This is a genomic window from Aquicoccus porphyridii (genome assembly GCF_008369105.1).
GTDB classification, from domain to species: domain Bacteria; phylum Pseudomonadota; class Alphaproteobacteria; order Rhodobacterales; family Rhodobacteraceae; genus Aquicoccus; species Aquicoccus porphyridii.
In genome coordinates, this window is record NZ_VINQ01000014.1 from 17,200 (window position 1) to 35,893 (window position 18,694).

Below are 18,694 nucleotides of genomic sequence, written 5' to 3' on the forward strand. Positions count from 1 at the left end.
CGGTGAACATCGTGCTTGTCGCCGCCGTCGCGCTTGTCGATATCGACGGGCGTGTGCTGCTTGCACAGCGCCCCGAGGGCAAATCCATGGCCGGCCTTTGGGAATTTCCGGGCGGCAAGGTCGAACCGGGCGAGACCCCGGAACACGCCCTGATCCGCGAATTGCAAGAGGAGCTGGGCATCGACACGTGGGATTCCTGCCTCGCGCCGCTCACCTTCGCGTCGCACAGCTATGACGATTTTCACCTGCTGATGCCGCTTTTCGTTTGCCGCAAATGGGAGGGCATCCCCCATGCGCGCGAAGGCCAGACGTTGAAATGGGTGCGCGCCAACGATCTGCGCAGCTATCCCATGCCGCCTGCCGATATTCCGCTCATTCCGATTCTGCGCGACTGGCTTTAGGGCGTGTTGCGCCCGACTGGCAGCCACCGATCCTTGACCGGAAGTCGGGGTGAGCGTGCGATGAAACGTGACGCGCCCCGGGCGGCATGCGCCGATTGACCTTCGATGTCCTCCCGTGATTCGCATAAAATTATTGATGCATCGCCAATCAATCTATGATTGTATTATAGTGTCAAACCAGTGAGGGAATTTGGCATGCTGCACACCATCACCTTGGGATCTTGCGTTTCCGTGCAGGGGTTCCTGGTCGGAAAACTGCCTGATGGTCGTATTCAAGTGCGTGTCGGGACCCAGGTTTTTTGTGGAAAACCGGTTAGTTAAACCGCCTGATTTACCGCGAAAGCCGCAGGGCCCGAACATGAAAAAAGGGGCGCCCCCGCAAAGGCCGCCCCTTTTCCCGTAACCTTGCAGTTGTATCAGTCGAGCTTGCGCTCGACTTCCTGGCGCTCGAAAATCTCGATCACGTCGCCGGGGCGGATGTCCTCGTATTTCTCGAAGGCCATGCCACATTCCTGACCCGACTGGACCTCGGCCACCTCGTCCTTGAAGCGTTTGAGCGTCTTGAGCGTGCCTTCGTGGATCACCACGTCGTCGCGCAAGAGACGCACACCGGCGCTGCGCCGGGCGATACCTTCGGTGACAAGACAACCCGCCACCTTGCCGACGCCGGACACCTTGAACACTTCCCGGATCTCGGCATAGCCGATAAAGGTCTCGCGGATCTCGGCCGACAATAGACCGCTCGCCGCTGCCTTCACGTCGTCAACCAGGTCGTAAATCACGCTGTAATAGCGAATTTCGACGCCTTTCTGGTTGGCCGAATTGCGCGCCGGTGCATTGGCCCGCACGTTGAACCCGATCACCGGTGCGCCGGATGCCTCGGCAAGGCCGATATCGCTTTCGGTGATCGCCCCCACGCCGGAATGCAAGACCCGCACACGCACCTCGTCGTTGCCGATCTTCTCCATCGCCTGAACGATGGCTTCGGCGCTGCCCTGAACATCGGCCTTGACCACGATGGGAAGCTCCGAGACGCTCTCGTCTTCCTTGGCTTGTGCCATGAGCTGTTCCAGCGTCGTCGCGGCCCCGGCTGCGGCGCGTTTTTCCTTGGCGGCGGCTTCGCGGTATTCCGCGATCTCGCGCGCCTGCGCCTCGGTTTTCACCACGTTGAGAACGTCACCCGCCTCGGGCGTGCCGTTTAGACCCAGAACCTCGACCGGAACCGAGGGTCCGGCTTCCTGAACCCGCTCGCCCTTGTCGTTGATCAGTGCGCGAACCTTGCCGTACTGCTCGCCCACGACGAACACGTCGCCCTGACGCAGCGTCCCGCGCTGCACCAGAACCGTGGCGACAGGGCCGCGGCCGATGTCGAGCTGCGCCTCAATCACGGCGCCTTCGGCGGCGCGATCCGGGTTGGCCTTGAGTTCAAGGATTTCCGACTGAAGCGCGATGGCCTCAAGCAATTCGTCAAGGCCCTGACCGGTCTGGGCCGAAACCTCGACATCCTGCACCTCGCCCGACATCGCTTCGACAACCACCTCATGCTGAAGCAGGTCGGTGCGCACCTTGTCGGGATTCGCGGCCGGGAGGTCACATTTGTTGATCGCCACGATCATCGGCACCTCTGCGGCCTTCGCATGGGCGATGGCTTCCACGGTCTGTGGCATCACCGCGTCATCCGCCGCGACGACAAGTACCACGATATCCGTCACCTGCGCCCCGCGTGAGCGCATCGAGGTAAAGGCGGCGTGGCCCGGCGTATCGAGGAAGGTCAGCACGGCACCCTGATCGGTTGTCACCTGGTAGGCGCCGATATGCTGGGTGATGCCCCCGGCCTCGCCCGACACCACCTTGGCGTTGCGAATCGCATCGAGAATCGAGGTCTTGCCGTGGTCGACATGGCCCATCACGGTGATCACCGGCGGGCGCGGACTGAGATCCTCGGGCGCATCGTCTTCGGCCTTGATCACGTCTTCGACATCGGCATCGGACACGCGAACGGCCTTGTGGCCGAATTCCTCGACGATCAGTTCGGCGGTCTCGGCGTCGATCGGTTGGTTCTGCGTGACCATCATGCCCATCTGCATGAGCGATTTCACGACATCGGCGACCCGCTCGGCCATCCGGTTGGCCAGTTCGCTGACCACGATCATGTCGGGGATCTGGACATCGCGAACGATCTTTTCACGCTCGACCTGTCCGCCCATCGCTTTCTGCCGGGCGCGCTCCTGCTTGCGTTTCATCGCGGCCATCGACCGCTGGCGCCCGCCCTCGCCGCCTGAAAGCGCCTGGTTGAGGGTCAGCTTGCCGGACCGGCGTCCGCCATCGTCGCGCGCCTTGGCGCCGCGGTTGCGGTCTTCGCGCTCGGTCTTGCGTTCGGGCGCGGGCTTGGGGGCCGCTTTCGCCGATCTCGGGGCGGCTGCCGAATCCTCGGGGGGCGCGGCCGCAGCGGCTGCGGCGCGTTTCGCGGCCTCTTCGGCCTCGCGTTTCTGGCGCTCTTCCTCGTCGGCCTTGGCCTTCAGCGCCTCTTCGCGCTCGCGCTCCTCGCGTTCCTTGCGCTCGGCCTCTTCACGGCGGCGCTGGCGCTCTTCCTCGCGGGCCTTTTCCTCGGCTTCGCGTTCGGCGGTCTCTTCGACCTCGCGTGCCTTGGCCGCGGCAAGCGCCTTCATCCGGCGTTCGAGTTCCGCATCGGAAATGCCCGCCGGGCGCTTGGCCGGGTTGCCCGACGTCGACTTGGTTGTCGGCGACACGGGCTTGCCCGCGCCGGGCTTGGCCACGACGACGCGCTTGCGTTTGGTTTCGACCACGACATTCTTGGTGCGCCCGTGGCTAAAGCTTTGCTTTACGCTACCGGGGCGCCCGCCCGTGAGGCCCAATGTCTTTTTGCCGTCACTATCGCTCATGTGGTTCTCTTCATCCTCTCGGGCGGGTCGTTCCGCCACTGGAAACGCGCAGGCCCTTCAACCTTGCCGCTTCCTCTACAACACGTGGCGCCAAACCTCCAGCGCCTATGGCCGCATGGACAACAGTTTGTCGCCCGAATGCCCGGCCCAGTTCTTCTGTCGTCAGCCAACCGATGAAATGACCGTCCATCGGCGTGCTCAGTTTCGATTTGCCGCGCCCGGATCCGTCGCTTGCCTGCAACAGGATCTCGGCCACGTCCTTGGACAGCCAGTCCTTGACCTTCTCGAACCCGGCGACCGCCGCGCCCGATTTACGCGCCATCGCGATCAGATCGACGACCCGGCGCACAAGCGATGCCTCGATCTGATCGACGAGACCCGGCGGAACCGTGACCGCCTGTTTCGCGGCGCGCTTGAAAAGCCCCTTGGCGATCGCTTTCTCAAGCGCCGCGCGCTCGGCGCTGACCCAGATCCCGCGCCCGGGCAGCTTGCCCATCACGTCCGGCACGATAGCGCCATCCGGCCCCACGACGAAACGGATCAACCGCGCCTTGGCGCAAAGCTCGCCCGTGGCGATACACTTGCGCGTCTGGCCTTCGTCGTGGCCGTCGGTTCGCTTTCCGCGCCCCATTCCCAAGATCCCGAGACCTGCGATCAGGCCTCGACCTCCTCGTTCTCGCCTTCTTCGTCCCCGGATTCAAGCTCGGTCGGATCAACCCAACCCAACAGAACCCGCGCGGTCATGACCAGATTTTGCGCCTCTTCGAGGCCGACGTCGAACTTCTCAAGCAGACCGTCATCCTTGACCCGTTCACCATCCACCGTGGTCCAGCCGCCAGCCAACTCCCAGTCGGCGCAGGTGGCGAAATCTTCCAGCGTCTTGATGCCGTCTTCGGCCAATGCCTCAATCATCTGGGGTGTCAGCCCCTCGAATTCAACCAGGCTGTCCTCGACACCCAATTCGCGCGCATGTTCCAGCGCCGCCTTGGACTGCGCTTCAATGAAATCGCGCGCCCGGGCCTGAAGCTCTTTCGCGGTGTCGTCATCGACGCCGTCGATTACCAGAAGCTCGTCAATCTCGACATAACCCACCTCTTCGAGGTTGGTAAAGCCTTCGGCCACCAGAAGCTGGGCAAAGAACTCGTCAAGGTCGAGCGTATCCATGAACAGCTTGGTGCGTTCCTCGAATTCCTTCTGGCGGCGCGCCGATTCCTCTTCCTCGGTCATGATGTCGATATCAAGCCCGGTCAGTTGCGACGCCAGCCGCACGTTCTGTCCGCGCCGGCCAATGGCAAGCGAAAGCTGCTCGTCGGGCACGACAACCTCGATCCGCTCGGCGTCTTCGTCGAGGACGACCTTGCTGACCTCGGCGGGCTGCAATGCGTTCACAAGGAAGGTGGGCACATCCTCGTTCCACGGGATGATGTCGATCTTTTCGCCCTGAAGCTCGTTCACCACGGCCTGCACACGGCTGCCGCGCATCCCGACACAGGCGCCGACCGGGTCGATGCCACCATCATAGCTGATCACGGCGATCTTGGCGCGGCTGCCCGGATCACGGGCCACGGCCTTGATCTCGATGATGCCGTCATAGATCTCGGGCACTTCCATCTTGAAAAGCTCGGCCATGAATTCCGGTGCCGTGCGCGACAGGAAGATCTGCGGCCCCCGCTGTTCGCGGCGCACATCCTTGATGTAGCAGCGGATGCGGTCATTCGGGCGATAGGCTTCGCGCCCGATCTTCTCGTTGCGGCGCAGGATCGCCTCGCCCCGGCCCACATCCACGATGACGTTGCCATATTCCTCGCGCTTGACGACACCGTTGATGATGGTGCCCGCGCGGTCCTTGAATTCCTCGTATTGGCGGTCGCGCTCGGCTTCGCGCACCTTTTGCAGGATCACCTGCTTGGCGCCCTGCGCTGCGATCCGGCCCATTTCGACGGGCGGAATTTCCTCGACATACTGGTCGCCGACCTTGGGATCTTCCAGGTATTGCCTGGCCTGCTCCACGGTGAACTCGGCCTGGTAATTCTCAAGCGCGTCGTCCTCGACCACGGTGCGGACCCGGGTAAAGGTCGCCCTGCCGGTCTTGCGGTCGATCGACACGCGAATGTCCATCTCGGCGCCATAGCGGCTCTTGGCGGCGCGGGCGAGGCTCTCCTCCATCGCATCGACCACCAAACCGGGGTCGATCATCTTTTCGCGGGCCACCGCCTCGGCGGTTTGCAGCAATTCAAGCTGGTTTGCAGATGTGATTGCCATGTCTCGTCACTCCTCGGAACCGGTATCGGTATGAATCTCGTCGTATTTGCTCTCGTCCAGATGCCCGGCCGCCTTGCGCGCCTTCAGCATCGTCTTGATCAGGTCGTCGGTCAGAACCAGCTTGGCATCGGCCAGCCAGTCGAATTGCAGGCCCACCGTCATGGTTTCGCCGTCCTGTTCGATGTTGATCAGAACCTCATCGCCCTCGATCCCGGCCAGAACGCCGCGAAACCGTTTGCGCCCGTCGATCAACTCTGCTGTTTCCAGCTTGGCCTCGAACCCCTCGAAACTCTCGAAATCCTTGAGCCGCGTCAGCGGTCGGTCGATTCCGGGTGACGACACTTCAAGCGTATAGGTGTCGCTGATCGGGTCCTCGACATCGAGGGTCGCACTGACTGCACCGGAAATATCGGCGCATTCATCCACCTCGATCCCGCCATCGGGGCGTTCGGCCATGATCTGAAGCGTCTTGGTCTGACCGCCCATCAGCCGCACGCGCACCAGCTCGAACCCCATGTCCTCGATGACGGGGGTGATGATCCCGGCAAGGCGTCGGTCGATCGCGGATTTTGCGATAAGGTCGCTCATGATGTGTCCAGATACAAAAAAACGGGCGCGCGGCCCGTCGATATTTCCCGGTGGGCGTCAGGTTTGGACCCTCACGCGCCGCTGTTGATGCGGATATACGCTTCGCCGGGTGAGTCTGCAACCCCCGACATGGGCGTGCGTTGCGTGATTGGCCCGGATTTGGTTAACGCGACCCGGCAAATCGGGCGGCAGCCGGGGAACAGCCGGGAGTCATACGCATATCACCCCCCCTGATTTCGACGATTTCGGCCAAAGGTTAACCGACCGCGCTCAGCGTCGCAGCGCATCCATGACCCGCACCAGTTCGGCACTGATCCCGGGTTCCGACAGGGCGTGACCGGCCTCCGGAATCAAGCGCAAATCCGACTTTTTCCATTTCTTTGCAAGGGCATAGGCCGTGGCCGGTGGGCAGATCATGTCGAGCCGCCCCTGCACGATCACGCCGGGAATGTCGGCCATCCTGTCAACCTGATCCAGCAGTTGGCCGTCATAGTCCAGAAACGCCGCGTTCATGAAATAGTGGTTCTCCAACCGCGCAAACGCATGCGCATACTCCCCCCCACCCTCACCCACCGCGCCCGTGGAACGCACTGATGCCAAAGCATTTTCCCAAGCCGACCAAGCCCGCGCAAAGCGCAGTTCCTCGGGTTTGTCACCGGAAAAAAGGCGCTTGTGATAGGCCGAGATCAGGTCGTGATGTTCACTCTTCGGGATGATCCCGCGAAACCGGTCCCACACATCGGGCCAGAACTGCCCGGCGCCCCCGCCGTAAAACCAGTCGAGTTCCTTCCGAGTTGCCATGAAAACCCCGCGCAACGCCATGTATTGCACGCGTTCGGGATGGGTTTGCGCATAGATCAGAGCCAGCGTCGCCCCCCAGGAGCCGCCGAACACGATCCATTGATCTATCGTTAAACTTTCGCGGATAAGTTCGATATCGCGGATCAGATGCCACGTCGTATTCGCCTCGACACTCGCAAATGGTGTCGAACGACCGCAACCGCGCTGATCGAACAGAATCACGCGGTAATGTGCGGGGTCAAAATATCTCCGCATTGCCGGGCTGCACCCGCCGCCCGGCCCGCCGTGGAACACGACGACGGGCTGCCCTTCAGGGTTGCCCGATTGTTCGACATATACCTTGTGACCATCGCCAACCTCGAGCATTCGCTGATCGAATGGTGCGATTTGAGGATAGAGATAATCTGTCGCGGGTTTATGGGCTCCGAATTTGTCCATGACCGTCCTATATGATAGGGCGTGTCAAGTTGAGCATATGGAGAGCAGAATGCAAGCCGCTCCGAATACTGTCGATCCGGGCGAAGTCGCCAAGTTCGAGGCGATGGCTGCCGAATGGTGGGATCCGACCGGTAAGTTCAAGCCATTGCACCTGATGAATCCCTGCCGGCTCGACTATATCACGCGCCAGATCGCGGGCGAGTTCGACCGCGATCTCGATGCATCCAAGCCCTTCGCCGACCTGCGTCTTCTCGATATCGGCTGTGGTGGCGGTCTCTTGTCCGAGCCGATGGCGCGGCTCGGCGCCACAGTGGTCGGCGCGGATGCCGCGGAACGGAATATCCCCGTCGCGCAAATTCATGCGGAACAATCGGGCCTTGAAATCGACTATCGACACACCACAGCCGAAGCCATGGCCGAGGCGGGCGAGCAGTTCGACGTTGTCCTGAACATGGAGGTGGTCGAGCATGTCGCCGACCCGCTCGCCTATCTCACCGCCTGTCGCCAACTTCTGAAGCCGGGTGGGCTGCATATTTGTTCAACCATCAGCCGGAACCCCAAGAGCTTTGCCATGGCGATCGTCGGGGCAGAATACGTGATGCGTTGGCTTCCCAAGGGCACCCACGAATGGAACAAGTTTATCACACCCGATGAGCTTTTCGACCTGATCGAAAAGGCCGGTCTGCGCCCTGTCGACAAAAAGGGTTTTGTTTTCAATCCGATAAGCTGGCAATGGTCGATCTCGGATCGAGATCTGAGCGTAAATTATGTCACCGCCAGCGTGAAACCGATCTAACCATCGTCTTCCAGCTTTAGCCGCAATTCGCGCAGGATCGGCAAAACGGCCCGGACCTTGCCATCGCCCAACTCGCCGATCATCTCCGCGATCATGGGGCCGATTGCCGCAATCGCCGCATCGCGTGCGCGCCGTCCGGCCGGGCTAATTGCAACCCATTTGCGCCGCGCATCGTCCCAATCGGGGCGGATATGGACATAGCCAGCCCATTCCAGTTTTCCCAGCGTGTTGGTCATCGCCCCCCTGGTCACATGGAAACTCTTGGCCAATTGCGCCGGTGTGCGTTCGTCACCGCTATGGGCAAGGTGGTTGAGCACAGAAAAATGCGAGATTTCCATGCCCTTGGGCAAGACTCGCGACAACCGGTTCCGGATCAGTTGATCCGCGGTCAGGATCTCGCTGAAAAGGGCGACGGCAAGGGCGTTGCTCGGGTCACTCATGGCGACGGCCCGTCGAAGCTCCGGTCGTGGGTCAGCGCGGCAATCCGTTGCCGTGCCTGTGTCACCTGCGCCATATCGAGGTCAACGAAACTGATGCCGCAGTCGGTTTCACCATCTGCCAAAACCTCGCCCCAAGGCGAGATCGCCATGGAATGCCCGTAGGTGCGGCGTTCCTTGCCATCCTTGACATAGTGCAACCCGGTTTGCGCTGGAGCCAGAACGAATGACCCTGTCTCGATAGCGCGTGCGCGCAACAAGGGCTCCCAATGCGCCGCGCCGGTGACGGGGGAAAATGCCGCGGGAACGGTCAGGATCGTTGCGCCGGCTTGTGCCAAGACCCTGTAAAGATATGCAAAACGCACATCGTAACAGATGCTCATCCCCACCTTGCCAAAGGCAGTATCGGCCAAGACAGCCCTGTTCCCAGGGCGGTAATGGGCCGACTCGCGGTAGGTTTCGGCTTCTGAAACATCCACATCGAACATATGGATCTTGTCGTACTGACCAACAATTTCCCCTTGCGGAGAAATGAGAAAGGACCGGTTGGCAAAGCGCCCGTCGGCGTCATGCGTCTTGATCCCAAGTGATCCGATCAAGACCCAAAGCCGCAGAGCCTGTGCGTCTTCGCGGATCGCCGCGAGGGTCGCGTCATCCTCTTGAAACCGCAATATCCTGGCCTGATGCTCGCGGCTGCCCGAGATGCAATTGGTCACTTCGGGGGTCAAGGCGAACTCCGCTCCGCCCGCCTTGGCCTCACGCAGGCTGGCGCGAACAACGTCAAGATTGGCGCTTGGGTCTTCTCCTGACGTGATCTGGATCAGGGCCGCGCGCATCACTTGTTACGCTTCCAGCAACGGGTCGAGTTTCCCGGCCCGCTCCAGCCCGTAAAGTTCGTCGCACCCGCCGACATGGGTCTCTCCGACAAAGATCTGCGGCACCGTATGGCGCCCGCCAGCGCGTTGCATCATTTCGGCTTTCCGGCCCGGTTCCGCCCATATGTCGACTTCTGAAAACTGAACGCCTTTCTGGTTCAACAGCCTTTTCGCGGCATGGCAGAAGCCGCACATTGGTGATGTATAGATTTCCACGGGTTTCATGATGACGTCCTCGACACATTTCCATGTTTGTCGTGGATTTAGTCATGCTTTGCAACTCGTGCCAGTACCAGCGAGAAAACATCGCTTGCCCCGGCCGCAAGGCAGGCTTCGGCGGCCGCGGCCATCGTCGCGCCCGATGTCATCACGTCGTCAACCAAAAGAACCGAACGGTCGATCATGTGGTGGCGGCGCTTCGGGTGGGGGCTTATGGCGCCGGTGACCGTTTCAAATCGGGCTTCATGCCCTTGTCCCTCAAGGCTCTTGGTTCGGATGTGCCGTACGAGAAGATCAGGGCAACAAGGGTGCCCGGTATTCTTGGCAAGTTCCTGTGCAAGCAGAGCAGATTGATTGAACCGGCGCTTGATCATCCGCGTCCAGTGAAGTGGTATCGGCGCGATAATCATCTGGTGATGCAGGATAGGTCGTGCCGCACGCGTCAACCATAAACCGGCAGGTCGGGCGATTTCCTGATGATCCCCGTGTTTGAGGGCAAGGACAAGTTTGCGCCCGATATCGTTGTAGCAGAAAGCGGCTCGTCCCCTGATCCACGGGCGCGGTCTGGTCAGGCAGTCGTCACAGAACTCGGTTTCGCTCGACTGACCGGGAAGAGGCGTGCCGCAAAGATCGCAACACAGCCCCTCGATGAACGGAGTGTTGCGCCAGCACTTGCCGCAAAGGCCGAAGTCGCTCTCGACCATGTCACCGCAATTGATGCATCGGGGGGGATAAAGGATCTGTAACATAGTTTGAATCTTCACCCTGACGCCCCTATTCTTCATGCGATGAACCGTCCGGCCCCCCTGACCGACCGCGCAGCGCTGCTACGCAATCGCCGCCGTGCTGCACACGCACCGGTGAGTTTTCTTCACGAGATCGCAGCCGACGAACTCAAGGATCGCCTTGGGATGGTTAACAAAGGGTTTAACAAGCCGGTGATCGTGTCGGGGCAAGGTGACTTTTGGCACAATGTGATTCCGAACGCGCCGGTGATCGCGGATGATGATACCCTTATGCTTGAAGCGGGCGCCCATGATCTGGTCATACACGCGATGGCGCTCCACTGGGCGAATGATCCTGTCGGCCAATTGATCCAGAGCCGCCATGCACTGCGCCCCGACGGTCTTTTCCTGGGTGTTCTGTTTGGTGGGCAGACCCTTGCGGAACTGCGTGCGTCGATTGCTCAGGCCGAGGCTGATGTGGTGGGCGGTCTCTCTCCGCGCGTTGCTCCCATGGCCGAGATACGGGATCTTGGCGGTTTGCTGCAAAGGGCAGGTTTTGCTCTGCCGGTTGCCGATAGCGTGGCCATTCGGGCAAGCTATGAAACGTTGAGCGACCTGATCCGTGACTTGCGCGGCATGGGCGAGACGAATGCTCTGAATGGCCGTCTCAAACGCCCGACACGACGCAGGGTTTTTGAACGTGCCGCTGAAATCTATGCCGATGCCTATGCCGAAGAAGGCGGACGTCTTGCCGCGACATTCGAACTGATCTTCTTGCTAGGATGGGCGCCCGATCCCGAGCAACCTCAGCCTTTGCGCCCAGGTTCCGCGCAGACACGTCTGGCCGAGGCGTTGAACGTAAAAGAAAACCCGCTGAAAGATTGACCTGTTTTGCCAAAGCTATATCTGTCCAAGGAACGATTTTCTTAGGGGCAGGCAATGAAAAATGACAATCCGGACCTAAAGGTTCCCGCGCATGCGGCAGCCGATCATCCAAGGATACCACGCCAGAAGATCGGTGTTCTCATTGCCAACCTCGGAACGCCGGATGGTTATGATTACTGGTCGATGCGGCGCTATCTCAACGAGTTCTTGTCAGACAGACGCGTGATCGATTACCCGGCATGGAAATGGCAGCCGCTCCTGCAGCTTATCATTCTGACCAAGCGGCCGTTTTCCAGTGGTGCGGCCTACAAGTCGATCTGGAACGAAGAAAGGGGCGAAAGCCCTTTGATGAGTATCACCAAGGATCAGACTGCGGCGATTGCCACAGAGATCGACAAGCGTTTCGGTGATGAGGTCGAGGTTGATTTTTGCATGCGCTACGGCAATCCATCGACCGAATCCAAGGTGCGCGAGATGGTTGCAAAAGGCTGCACAAAGCTGCTCTTCTTTCCGCTTTACCCGCAATATGCCGGTGCCACGAGCGCCACGGCGAATGATCAGTTCTTTCGTGCGCTCATGAAGGAAAAATGGCAGCCCGCCGCGCGCACCGTTCCAGCCTATTTTGATAACCCGAAATATATCGATGCACTCGCGCAATCGGTTGAAACCGCGTATTCCAAGGCGGAAACAGCGCCTGACCTTCTTGTTGTGTCCTACCACGGGATGCCGAAGCGGTATCTGATTGAGGGGGATCCCTATCATTGCCAGTGTCAAAAGACGACACGACTCTTGAAAGAGCGGCTGGGATGGTCTGACGAGAAGATTACGACCACGTTCCAGTCGGTCTTTGGACCCGAAGAATGGCTGCGCCCCTATACGGTGGAAGAAGTTGCAAGACTTGCCAGTGAAGAGGGCAAGAAGAACATTGCGATCATCGCGCCAGCCTTTTCCGCCGACTGCATCGAGACGCTGGAAGAGATCAATGAAGAAATTCAGGAGAGTTTTGTCGAGGCCGGAGGGGAGCGTTTTCTTTACGTTCCGTGCCTAAATGCCGAGCCAGCACATATAGGGGTTCTATCGGACATCATCGCGGACAATCTGAAGGGCTGGATTGGTTGAGACTCACGGTCGTCCCAAAAGAAAAAGGCGGCGGGATGTACCCGCCGCCTTTTCTATTTCGAGACGATGTTGCGATCAGTCCGCAGCAACGGCAACGATCGCGGCCAGAACGAGCAGCGGGATGATGATGCCGCCAGCCGACGAGCCTGCAGCTTCTTCCACGATCACCGGTGCTTCGATCACGGGATCGGCCATCGAGCCAGCATAAGCGGTCGAAGCAGCAGCGGTCAGGGCAGCAGCCAGAACGAGTTTCTTCATGTTATCCTCCAGATATTCGCCTACCATCAGGCAGTTATGACAGATGGCAAGCACTCAAGACTTACCTCGTACCACCCTCTAACCAGCAAACCCGAGCGATTGCAAACCTATCTTGGCCCCGAGCATTCTGTGGCGGTCAAGATGTCGTCAAATAAGCAACACTTGTGTGCCTACTTTGGTCAGCTTGAAGAGCTCTGCGATATGCTCGTTGAAAAGACCGATGCATCCGTTGGAGGATCGGCGGCCAATCTTGCGTGTATCGTGTGTGCCATGGATGCGGTAATAGGTCCAGCTGAGATAGAGCGCGTGCGTTCCCAGAGGGTTATCCGGCCCAGGGCCCACAAAATCGGGCCATTCGGGATTACGCTCTTTCATAGCGGGTGTCGGTCGCCAGCTTGGGCCAACGACCTTGCGCACAACCTTGGTTCGACCGAGGCGTGTCAGGTCTTCGGTGATGGGAACACTGGTAGGGTAGAGCTTGTAGATGGACTGATCCTCAGACCAGAAATGCAACGCGCGCGATGAAATATCGACCAGAATAGCACCATTTCTCAGGTTGGAGAAATAGGGTTGCCAGTCGAGGGAACGGAAGCTCGAGATATTGCGGCGCACCACCTCACTGAGATCACGTTCGACCTCTACGGTCTCCGCCCCATCAATGTTCTGAGCGATTGCTGGTGTTGCCAGTATCGCTGCGCCGCCGGCAACAAAGCCGCGGCGATTCATGTTATTCATCGGGTTACGGTTCATTGCGTCCTCGTCATGTCACCGGTAGATAGTGTTCCACCATATTGCGTGAAAGACGCAGTCGCAATTCAAACAAGCGTCATCGTGCCAACACACGCCGATGTGGGTTTGAAAGGTGTAACGGTCAAGCTATGGCATAGAAAACAAGATTTGGATGGTATCATGACTCGACTCTTCGGTTTTCTGCTTGCGTCCCTTTTCCTGCTGCAAGCGTGCACGACGACCACGGCGCCACAGCTTGGTCCGGATGGAAAGCCTCTTCCAAGGCTGTACCGAATATCGGCAGGATCAACGGCGAAGATCCAGTTCCGTGTTCTTGATTCGGTCAATGCCCTGCGGCAGGCGGCCGGTGCTCCGGCTGTCGAGCTTGATGCGCAATTGAATGCGGCGGCGGCAACGCATTCGCGGGACATGTCAGTCCAGAATCGGCCTTGGCATTTCGGGTCGGATGGTTCGTCGCCGGTCGATCGTGTGCAGCGCGCCGGATACAGGGGCGAGATGCTGGGTGAATTGATTTCCGAGACCTACGAGACCGAGTTGGAAACGCTGGGCGCGTGGATGGAGCAAGAGGATACGCGCCGGATCATCCTCGACAGCCGCGCCAGGAATCTTGGATTCTCGTGGTTTCAAGAACGAAACGGCAAAATCTGGTGGACCATGATCATGGGATCATGAGTCCTCAGGGGTTGATCGTGATCGGCGTACCGTCTCGAACCATAGCGTAAATCTCTTCTACCTCCTTGTTGGTGACAGCGATGCATCCAGCGGTCCAGTCTTGGCCGCCCTTTCGGTTCTTCCAAGGGCGGCCGTGGATAAAGATGTCACCACCGGGATCGCGCCCTTTTGAACTGGCATAGGCGCGGTCGGCCTCGTTTGGGTAGGACACACCGATGGATAGATGGAATTCGCTGTTTGGATTGCGCCGGTCGATAATATATGTGCCTTCCGGCGTTCTCCCGTCGCCTTCAAAGCGTTTGTGACCCGCAGGTGCGAAACCCAGGCCGACACGATAGGATTTCAATACCTTCTCGTGATGCAGGAGATACATTGCCCGATCTCCCTTGTTGACGACAACATGCGTGACCTCGGGGCCGTTATAGGTCCGGAATTTGGACGAACATCCCGCCAAGCCAGCCAGAACCAGTGCAAGTGCAAGAAACTGGATGATCCGCATCATACTGCCCCAAAATGTTTTGGTACTGTTTACTATGTTATCGGTTGCGCCGTTATCATTTTCTTGTGGTTCACGCCGATGTGAGAGAGAACGAAGCGGCAAGCTCGATATGCGTGGACCAACGAAACTGGTCAACCACCTGGACCCAGTCAAGCGTATATCCTTCGGCAACCAGCAGCGCGGCGTCTCGGGCAAAACTGCGAGGGTTGCAGGAGACATAGGCGACTTGTGAGAGCCTTGCGCGGGCAAGCTCCCGGGTCTGGGCTTCGGCACCGGCGCGGGGTGGATCTATGACGCAGGCGTCGAAGTCCGAGAGGTCTTCGGCGCGGAGCGGATTGTGAAACAGATCGCGCGTTTCGCTTGTGACCTGCTTCAAATTATTTGCTTTTCGCCATCCCGCGTCGAGCGCCTGAACCATGTCGCGGCTGCCCTCGACCGCATGAACCCGGGCCTGTGTCGCCAAGGGGAGTGCGAATGTGCCACATCCTGCGAATAGATCGACGATGGCTTTCGCGCCGGAAACGATCTCGTGGACCACGTCGCGCAAGGCAGATTCACCTTCTCTCGTTGCCTGCAAGAATGCGCCGGGGGGTGGTATGACCTCAATCGTTTCAAATGATTGAGTTGGCGGGCGGCGCGAGACGATGACCTCGTCATTCCAAGTCAACCGGGCAAGATCTGATTCTTCGGCCGCGTGCGCCAGATCAACCAGCATGGGACCATCGGCCTTGAGGCCGCCCAAAGCTGCAACATCGAGCCCATTGTTCGACACGGTGACCGTGACATTCAACTCGCTTCTTCGGCTGGCACCGATCATTGCAAGCCGTTCAGCCACGGGTAGACCGGCAAGCAGGGCAGGATCGATCAGTTTGCAGTCTGGTGTGGCGATGATCTGATCCGATGCCCGGGCATGGAACCCGGCGAGTGCAGATTTCTTGGTGCGCCGGGCAGAAAACACGGCACGCCGACGCGATTGTGGGGGCGATGTGACGATCGGGCGGAATGTGGCAGACAGACCATGAGCGCGCAGCGCCTGTTTCACCATCTCAACTTTCCATGTGGCGACCAATGGGTCAGATGCGTGCTGCAACTGGCATCCGCCACAGGATTTGAAATGCCGACAAGGTGGTGAAACACGCCCGGGCGAGGGGGTCAGAATGCGCATATTGACAAGGCGGTCACCGTCAAGTGATCCGCTCACCTCTTCGCCGGGTAGCGCAAGTGGGGCAAAGACTGGTCCCGGGGCGATTCCGTCACCCTGCTGGCCAAGTCGTTCAATCGTGAAACGTTGCATCTCTCAGCCTTCATCGGGCAGGGCGAGGAGCGCTTTGCTCGAAAGCTGAAACCCCGAGGCGATCCACGCCTCTTCAAGCGCCTTCATGCGTCTCCCGAGGGCTGGACCCTGATACTCTGGCATCAAATCTCGCGCCCGAACCGGGAATTGTGCTTCTGCGCCCTTTCGGGCGGCATCAAGGTCAACGGGATTGGGCGCCTGCCCAAACACAGCTGCGCGCAAAAGGATGATGTCCCGGGCAATTGCGAAAGACTGCCGATAGCCCACAACAGCGGGCGATTCCGTTGTCCCGGACGCGGATTGCAAGGCGGCCAGATGCTTGGTCTCCTTTTGTGAAAGGCGCAGACGTTCGGGCACGTCTTCCCCGCCAAGGCAAGCGAGCCGACGAATCGCATCAGGTTCGATGTCCAGCGAGGCCTCGGCGTGGACAAGCGGGGCAAGCGCGCGGTCGTCGGCACCGGGCAGGATGATGCCCAGAACACCGGTCGCACGCATCGCGGCGACGGATGGCGCCGGGTCGGGCGCATTCAGGAGCTTTTTCATCTCGGCGCCGACCCGTTCGCGTGATAATGCGCCAAGACCCTCCAGGTGGTCGGCAACCGCAGCAAGGCCCTCGGGGTCGATCCCGGCCAGAGCGTCGCCATACCAGGCGTGAAACCGGAAAAAGCGCAACACGCGCAGGTAGTCCTCACGGATACGATCGACCGGATTTTCGATGAAACGAACGCGCCGGGCCTCAAGATCGGCCAGACCGCCAAGCGGGTCTATGATCGTGCCATCGGGGTCGGCGTAGAGCGCGTTCATGGTGAAATCACGCCGCCGCGCGTCGTCTGTTACATTGCTGGCAAAGGCGATCACAGCACGGCGACCGTCGGTTTCAACATCGTGGCGAAAGGTCGTGATCTCGTGTGGAATGCTGCCGGAGACCACGGTGACGGTGCCATGGTCGATTCCCGTTGGAACCACCTTGAAACCGGCCTGTTCCTCAAGCGCCATGACCGTTTCGGGGGTCGCATCGGTCGCGATGTCGATATCGTTCACTGGCCTGCCCAGAAGGGCATTGCGAACACAGCCACCGACAAAGAGCGCTTGGTAACCGGAATCGGTCAGAGCGCGACAAACCGCCTGCGTATGCGCATTTCTGAACCAGTCTCCGGTGATCTGCATCAGCCTGCCATCCGTTCGGCCAATCCGCGCAGGATGCGCGCCGTGGCGCCCCAGACATAATAAGGGCCGTAGGGCACGGTGTAATAGTATCGTCTCTGTCCGAGCCACCGCCGCGACTGAACCGAGAACCGGGAAACGTCGGCAAGATGGGGCAATGGAACCGAGAATACCTCGTCGACTTCTCCGGGTTCGGGCCGGGTGTCAAACGGCTTGATGACCCGACCGACGATCGGAGTCATGATGAAGCCGGTGACGGTTTCATGTGTTGGCAGCGTGCCCAGAACCTCGACATTCGATGCGTGGAGGCCGATTTCTTCATGTGCCTCGCGCAAGGCAGCGGCCGCTTCGTCGGTATCGCCCGGGTCGACCTTGCCCCCCGGAAAAGCGATCTGCCCCGGGTGATGCTTGAGCGCGGAGGACCGTTTGGTCAGGATCACATGCAGGTTTCCGCGCTCTTCGGCAAGTGGGACCAGAACGCCCGCGGACCGCAGTTGGCGCCCCGCGGGCAGAAGACTGTCGGGGTTCAGATCGAAGTCGGACGATGGGCCTCCCTGCCGGTTCAGGGCTGCACGCACCGAACCGAACGGGTCATGCCTTGCCATCCGATTGCTCCTGCGCCTCGAAGCCGAGTGATTTGGGGTCGAGATCGTAATGGCGCCCGCAAAACTGGCAATCCGCGGTGACCCGCCCATCTTGGGTGGTCATTTTCTCGATATCCTTGGCCGAATAGATCGAAAGACTCTGCCTCACACGGTCCTCCGAGCAGGTGCAGCCGAAACGCACGGGTTGTGCGTCAAAGGCGCGGGGAACGTCCTCGTGGAACAGGCGCACCAGCAAATCGGTGGGTGTGATGGACGGGCCAATGAGTTCAAGATCGTCCACTGTATCGAGAAGAAGATTGGCGCGGTTCCAGTTTTCACCGTCTTCGCCGTCAATCAGATCACCTGCCAGCAGAAGCCCACTCTCGCCTGAGCCCTCTTGCCCCTTGGCCAAGGGCGAAGCCTTGGGCATGTGCTGAAGCATGACGCCGCCTGCGCGCCAGTGTTCGGTGCCACCGGCTTCGGTCGACTTCCCAAAACTCAGCGAGAACCGGGTCGGTAACTGCTCGGACTGGGCAAAATAGGCTTCGGCGCAGGCGGCGAGAGACTCACCTGCAAGCGGCGTGATGCCTTGATAGGGTGTCATGCCTTTGCCTTGGTCGATCAGGATCGCGAAATAGCCTTCCCCGACCTGGTCAAAGGGTCTGCCCTTGCCCAGTTTCTCGCGGTCAAAGCTGGCATAGGCCCGAAGCCGTGCGGGCTCGCCTTCTTTGGAAGGGCTAAAATAGTCGGTGGCGATCATGCGCACGGGGCCCTTCGACTGAACCTGAAGCGACAACTTCCAGCGCAGCTTGATCGTCTGACCGATCAGAGCGGTCAAAATTGCCATTTCCGCGACTAGGGCCTCGACAACCGGGGGGTAATCATGCTGGGCGAGGATACCCTCAAGGGTTCGGTCAAGCCGTGCGACGCGTCCGCGAATGTCTGAATTGTCGAGTTGGAACGGCAAAACCGAGTCGTCCCAAGTGATTTGAGTTCCGAAAGTCATGGGGTTTCCTTACCGGCC

Annotated in this window: 21 protein-coding genes; 5 read left to right on the plus strand and 16 right to left on the minus strand. The window is 59.8% G+C overall.

The genetic code is table 11. The features are described 5' to 3' along the window. Positions 1 to 2 precede the first annotated feature (2 nt). Positions 3 to 401: an 8-oxo-dGTP diphosphatase MutT gene (gene mutT / locus FLO80_RS15835; protein WP_111364943.1), complete on the plus strand. Its 399-nt coding sequence runs from the start codon at positions 3 to 5 to the stop codon at positions 399 to 401. Positions 402 to 817: 416 nt separating this feature from the next. Here mutT and infB read toward each other — a convergent pair whose 3' ends face one another. The 5 genes from infB to pip form a co-directional block, all read right to left on the minus strand. Continuing rightward, a complete protein-coding gene (infB, locus tag FLO80_RS15840) occupies positions 818 to 3,304 on the minus strand; it encodes a translation initiation factor IF-2 (protein WP_111364321.1) in 2,487 nt (828 codons plus the stop codon). Between the two features lie 10 nt (positions 3,305 to 3,314). Next, a complete protein-coding gene (locus FLO80_RS15845; RefSeq protein ID WP_111364319.1) occupies positions 3,315 to 3,935 on the minus strand; it encodes an RNA-binding protein in 621 nt (206 codons plus the stop codon). 23 nt (positions 3,936 to 3,958) lie between these two features. After that, positions 3,959 to 5,566 carry a transcription termination factor NusA gene (gene nusA, locus FLO80_RS15850; protein WP_111364317.1) on the minus strand — a complete coding sequence of 536 codons (1,608 nt, stop codon included), beginning with the start codon at positions 5,564 to 5,566 and terminating at the stop codon, positions 3,959 to 3,961. Positions 5,567 to 5,572: 6 nt separating this feature from the next. Next, positions 5,573 to 6,157, minus strand: a complete 585-nt coding sequence (rimP, locus tag FLO80_RS15855; protein ID WP_111364315.1) for a ribosome maturation factor RimP — start codon at positions 6,155 to 6,157, stop codon at positions 5,573 to 5,575. Positions 6,158 to 6,424: 267 nt separating this feature from the next. Continuing rightward, on the minus strand, positions 6,425 to 7,393 hold the full coding sequence (pip, locus tag FLO80_RS15860; RefSeq protein WP_111364313.1) for a prolyl aminopeptidase: 969 nt from the start codon (positions 7,391 to 7,393) through the stop codon (positions 6,425 to 6,427). Positions 7,394 to 7,442: 49 nt separating this feature from the next. Here pip and ubiG point away from each other — a divergent pair, with 49 nt between their 5' ends. After that, positions 7,443 to 8,189: a bifunctional 2-polyprenyl-6-hydroxyphenol methylase/3-demethylubiquinol 3-O-methyltransferase UbiG gene (gene ubiG, locus FLO80_RS15865; protein WP_111364311.1), complete on the plus strand. Its 747-nt coding sequence runs from the start codon at positions 7,443 to 7,445 to the stop codon at positions 8,187 to 8,189. Here the strand turns inward: ubiG and FLO80_RS15870 are convergent. From FLO80_RS15870 to FLO80_RS15885, 4 genes are read right to left on the minus strand one after another with little or no spacing between them, the layout of a single operon-like run. Further along, complete coding sequence (locus tag FLO80_RS15870) at positions 8,186 to 8,629, minus strand: MarR family winged helix-turn-helix transcriptional regulator (protein ID WP_111364309.1); 444 nt, start codon at positions 8,627 to 8,629, stop codon at positions 8,186 to 8,188. The genes ubiG and FLO80_RS15870 overlap by 4 nt on opposite strands. Then, entirely contained in the window at positions 8,626 to 9,462 is an 837-nt protein-coding gene (locus FLO80_RS15875; RefSeq protein ID WP_111364307.1) for a carbon-nitrogen hydrolase family protein, read from the minus strand. The genes FLO80_RS15870 and FLO80_RS15875 overlap by 4 nt, the downstream gene beginning before the upstream one ends. Before the next feature lie 6 nt (positions 9,463 to 9,468). Next, positions 9,469 to 9,726 carry a glutaredoxin 3 gene (grxC, locus tag FLO80_RS15880; protein WP_111364305.1) on the minus strand — a complete coding sequence of 86 codons (258 nt, stop codon included), beginning with the start codon at positions 9,724 to 9,726 and terminating at the stop codon, positions 9,469 to 9,471. Between the two features lie 38 nt (positions 9,727 to 9,764). Further along, entirely contained in the window at positions 9,765 to 10,505 is a 741-nt protein-coding gene (locus tag FLO80_RS15885) for a double zinc ribbon domain-containing protein (RefSeq protein ID WP_111364303.1), read from the minus strand. Positions 10,506 to 10,508: 3 nt separating this feature from the next. Here FLO80_RS15885 and FLO80_RS15890 point away from each other — a divergent pair, with 3 nt between their 5' ends. Together FLO80_RS15890 and hemH are read left to right on the plus strand one after the other, a co-directional pair. Next, complete coding sequence (locus FLO80_RS15890) at positions 10,509 to 11,330, plus strand: methyltransferase domain-containing protein (RefSeq protein WP_111364301.1); 822 nt, start codon at positions 10,509 to 10,511, stop codon at positions 11,328 to 11,330. A 54-nt stretch (positions 11,331 to 11,384) separates the two neighbouring features. After that, positions 11,385 to 12,449, plus strand: coding sequence for a ferrochelatase (hemH, locus tag FLO80_RS15895; protein ID WP_111364299.1), 1,065 nt, complete (start codon positions 11,385 to 11,387; stop codon positions 12,447 to 12,449). Between the two features lie 75 nt (positions 12,450 to 12,524). Here the strand turns inward: hemH and FLO80_RS15900 are convergent, their stop codons facing one another. Together FLO80_RS15900 and FLO80_RS15905 are read right to left on the minus strand one after the other, a co-directional pair. Continuing rightward, on the minus strand, positions 12,525 to 12,707 hold the full coding sequence (locus FLO80_RS15900) for a hypothetical protein (RefSeq protein ID WP_111364940.1): 183 nt from the start codon (positions 12,705 to 12,707) through the stop codon (positions 12,525 to 12,527). Between the two features lie 147 nt (positions 12,708 to 12,854). Then, on the minus strand, positions 12,855 to 13,457 hold the full coding sequence (locus tag FLO80_RS15905) for a L,D-transpeptidase (protein ID WP_111364297.1): 603 nt from the start codon (positions 13,455 to 13,457) through the stop codon (positions 12,855 to 12,857). Between the two features lie 159 nt (positions 13,458 to 13,616). On the opposite strand from FLO80_RS15905, the gene dalA reads away from it, so the two are divergent. Next, complete coding sequence (gene dalA / locus FLO80_RS15910) at positions 13,617 to 14,129, plus strand: divisome-associated lipoprotein DalA (protein WP_111364295.1); 513 nt, start codon at positions 13,617 to 13,619, stop codon at positions 14,127 to 14,129. A 4-nt stretch (positions 14,130 to 14,133) separates the two neighbouring features. Here the strand turns inward: dalA and FLO80_RS15915 are convergent, their stop codons facing one another. The 5 genes from FLO80_RS15915 to hslO form a co-directional block, all read right to left on the minus strand. Beyond that, the gene (locus tag FLO80_RS15915) at positions 14,134 to 14,628 is read right to left on the minus strand and encodes a L,D-transpeptidase family protein (protein WP_111364938.1); all 495 of its coding nucleotides are present in this window, start codon (positions 14,626 to 14,628) and stop codon (positions 14,134 to 14,136) included. Between the two features lie 70 nt (positions 14,629 to 14,698). Continuing rightward, positions 14,699 to 15,673 carry a class I SAM-dependent RNA methyltransferase gene (locus tag FLO80_RS15920; protein WP_342781743.1) on the minus strand — a complete coding sequence of 325 codons (975 nt, stop codon included), beginning with the start codon at positions 15,671 to 15,673 and terminating at the stop codon, positions 14,699 to 14,701. A 252-nt stretch (positions 15,674 to 15,925) separates the two neighbouring features. Then, positions 15,926 to 17,089, minus strand: a complete 1,164-nt coding sequence (locus FLO80_RS15925) for a CCA tRNA nucleotidyltransferase (RefSeq protein ID WP_111364284.1) — start codon at positions 17,087 to 17,089, stop codon at positions 15,926 to 15,928. Further along, positions 17,089 to 17,691, minus strand: coding sequence for a CoA pyrophosphatase (locus tag FLO80_RS15930; protein WP_111364282.1), 603 nt, complete (start codon positions 17,689 to 17,691; stop codon positions 17,089 to 17,091). The genes FLO80_RS15925 and FLO80_RS15930 overlap by 1 nt, the downstream gene beginning before the upstream one ends. Then, complete coding sequence (hslO, locus tag FLO80_RS15935) at positions 17,678 to 18,676, minus strand: Hsp33 family molecular chaperone HslO (protein ID WP_111364280.1); 999 nt, start codon at positions 18,674 to 18,676, stop codon at positions 17,678 to 17,680. Before hslO ends, FLO80_RS15930 begins: the two co-directional genes overlap by 14 nt. Positions 18,677 to 18,694 lie beyond the last annotated feature (18 nt).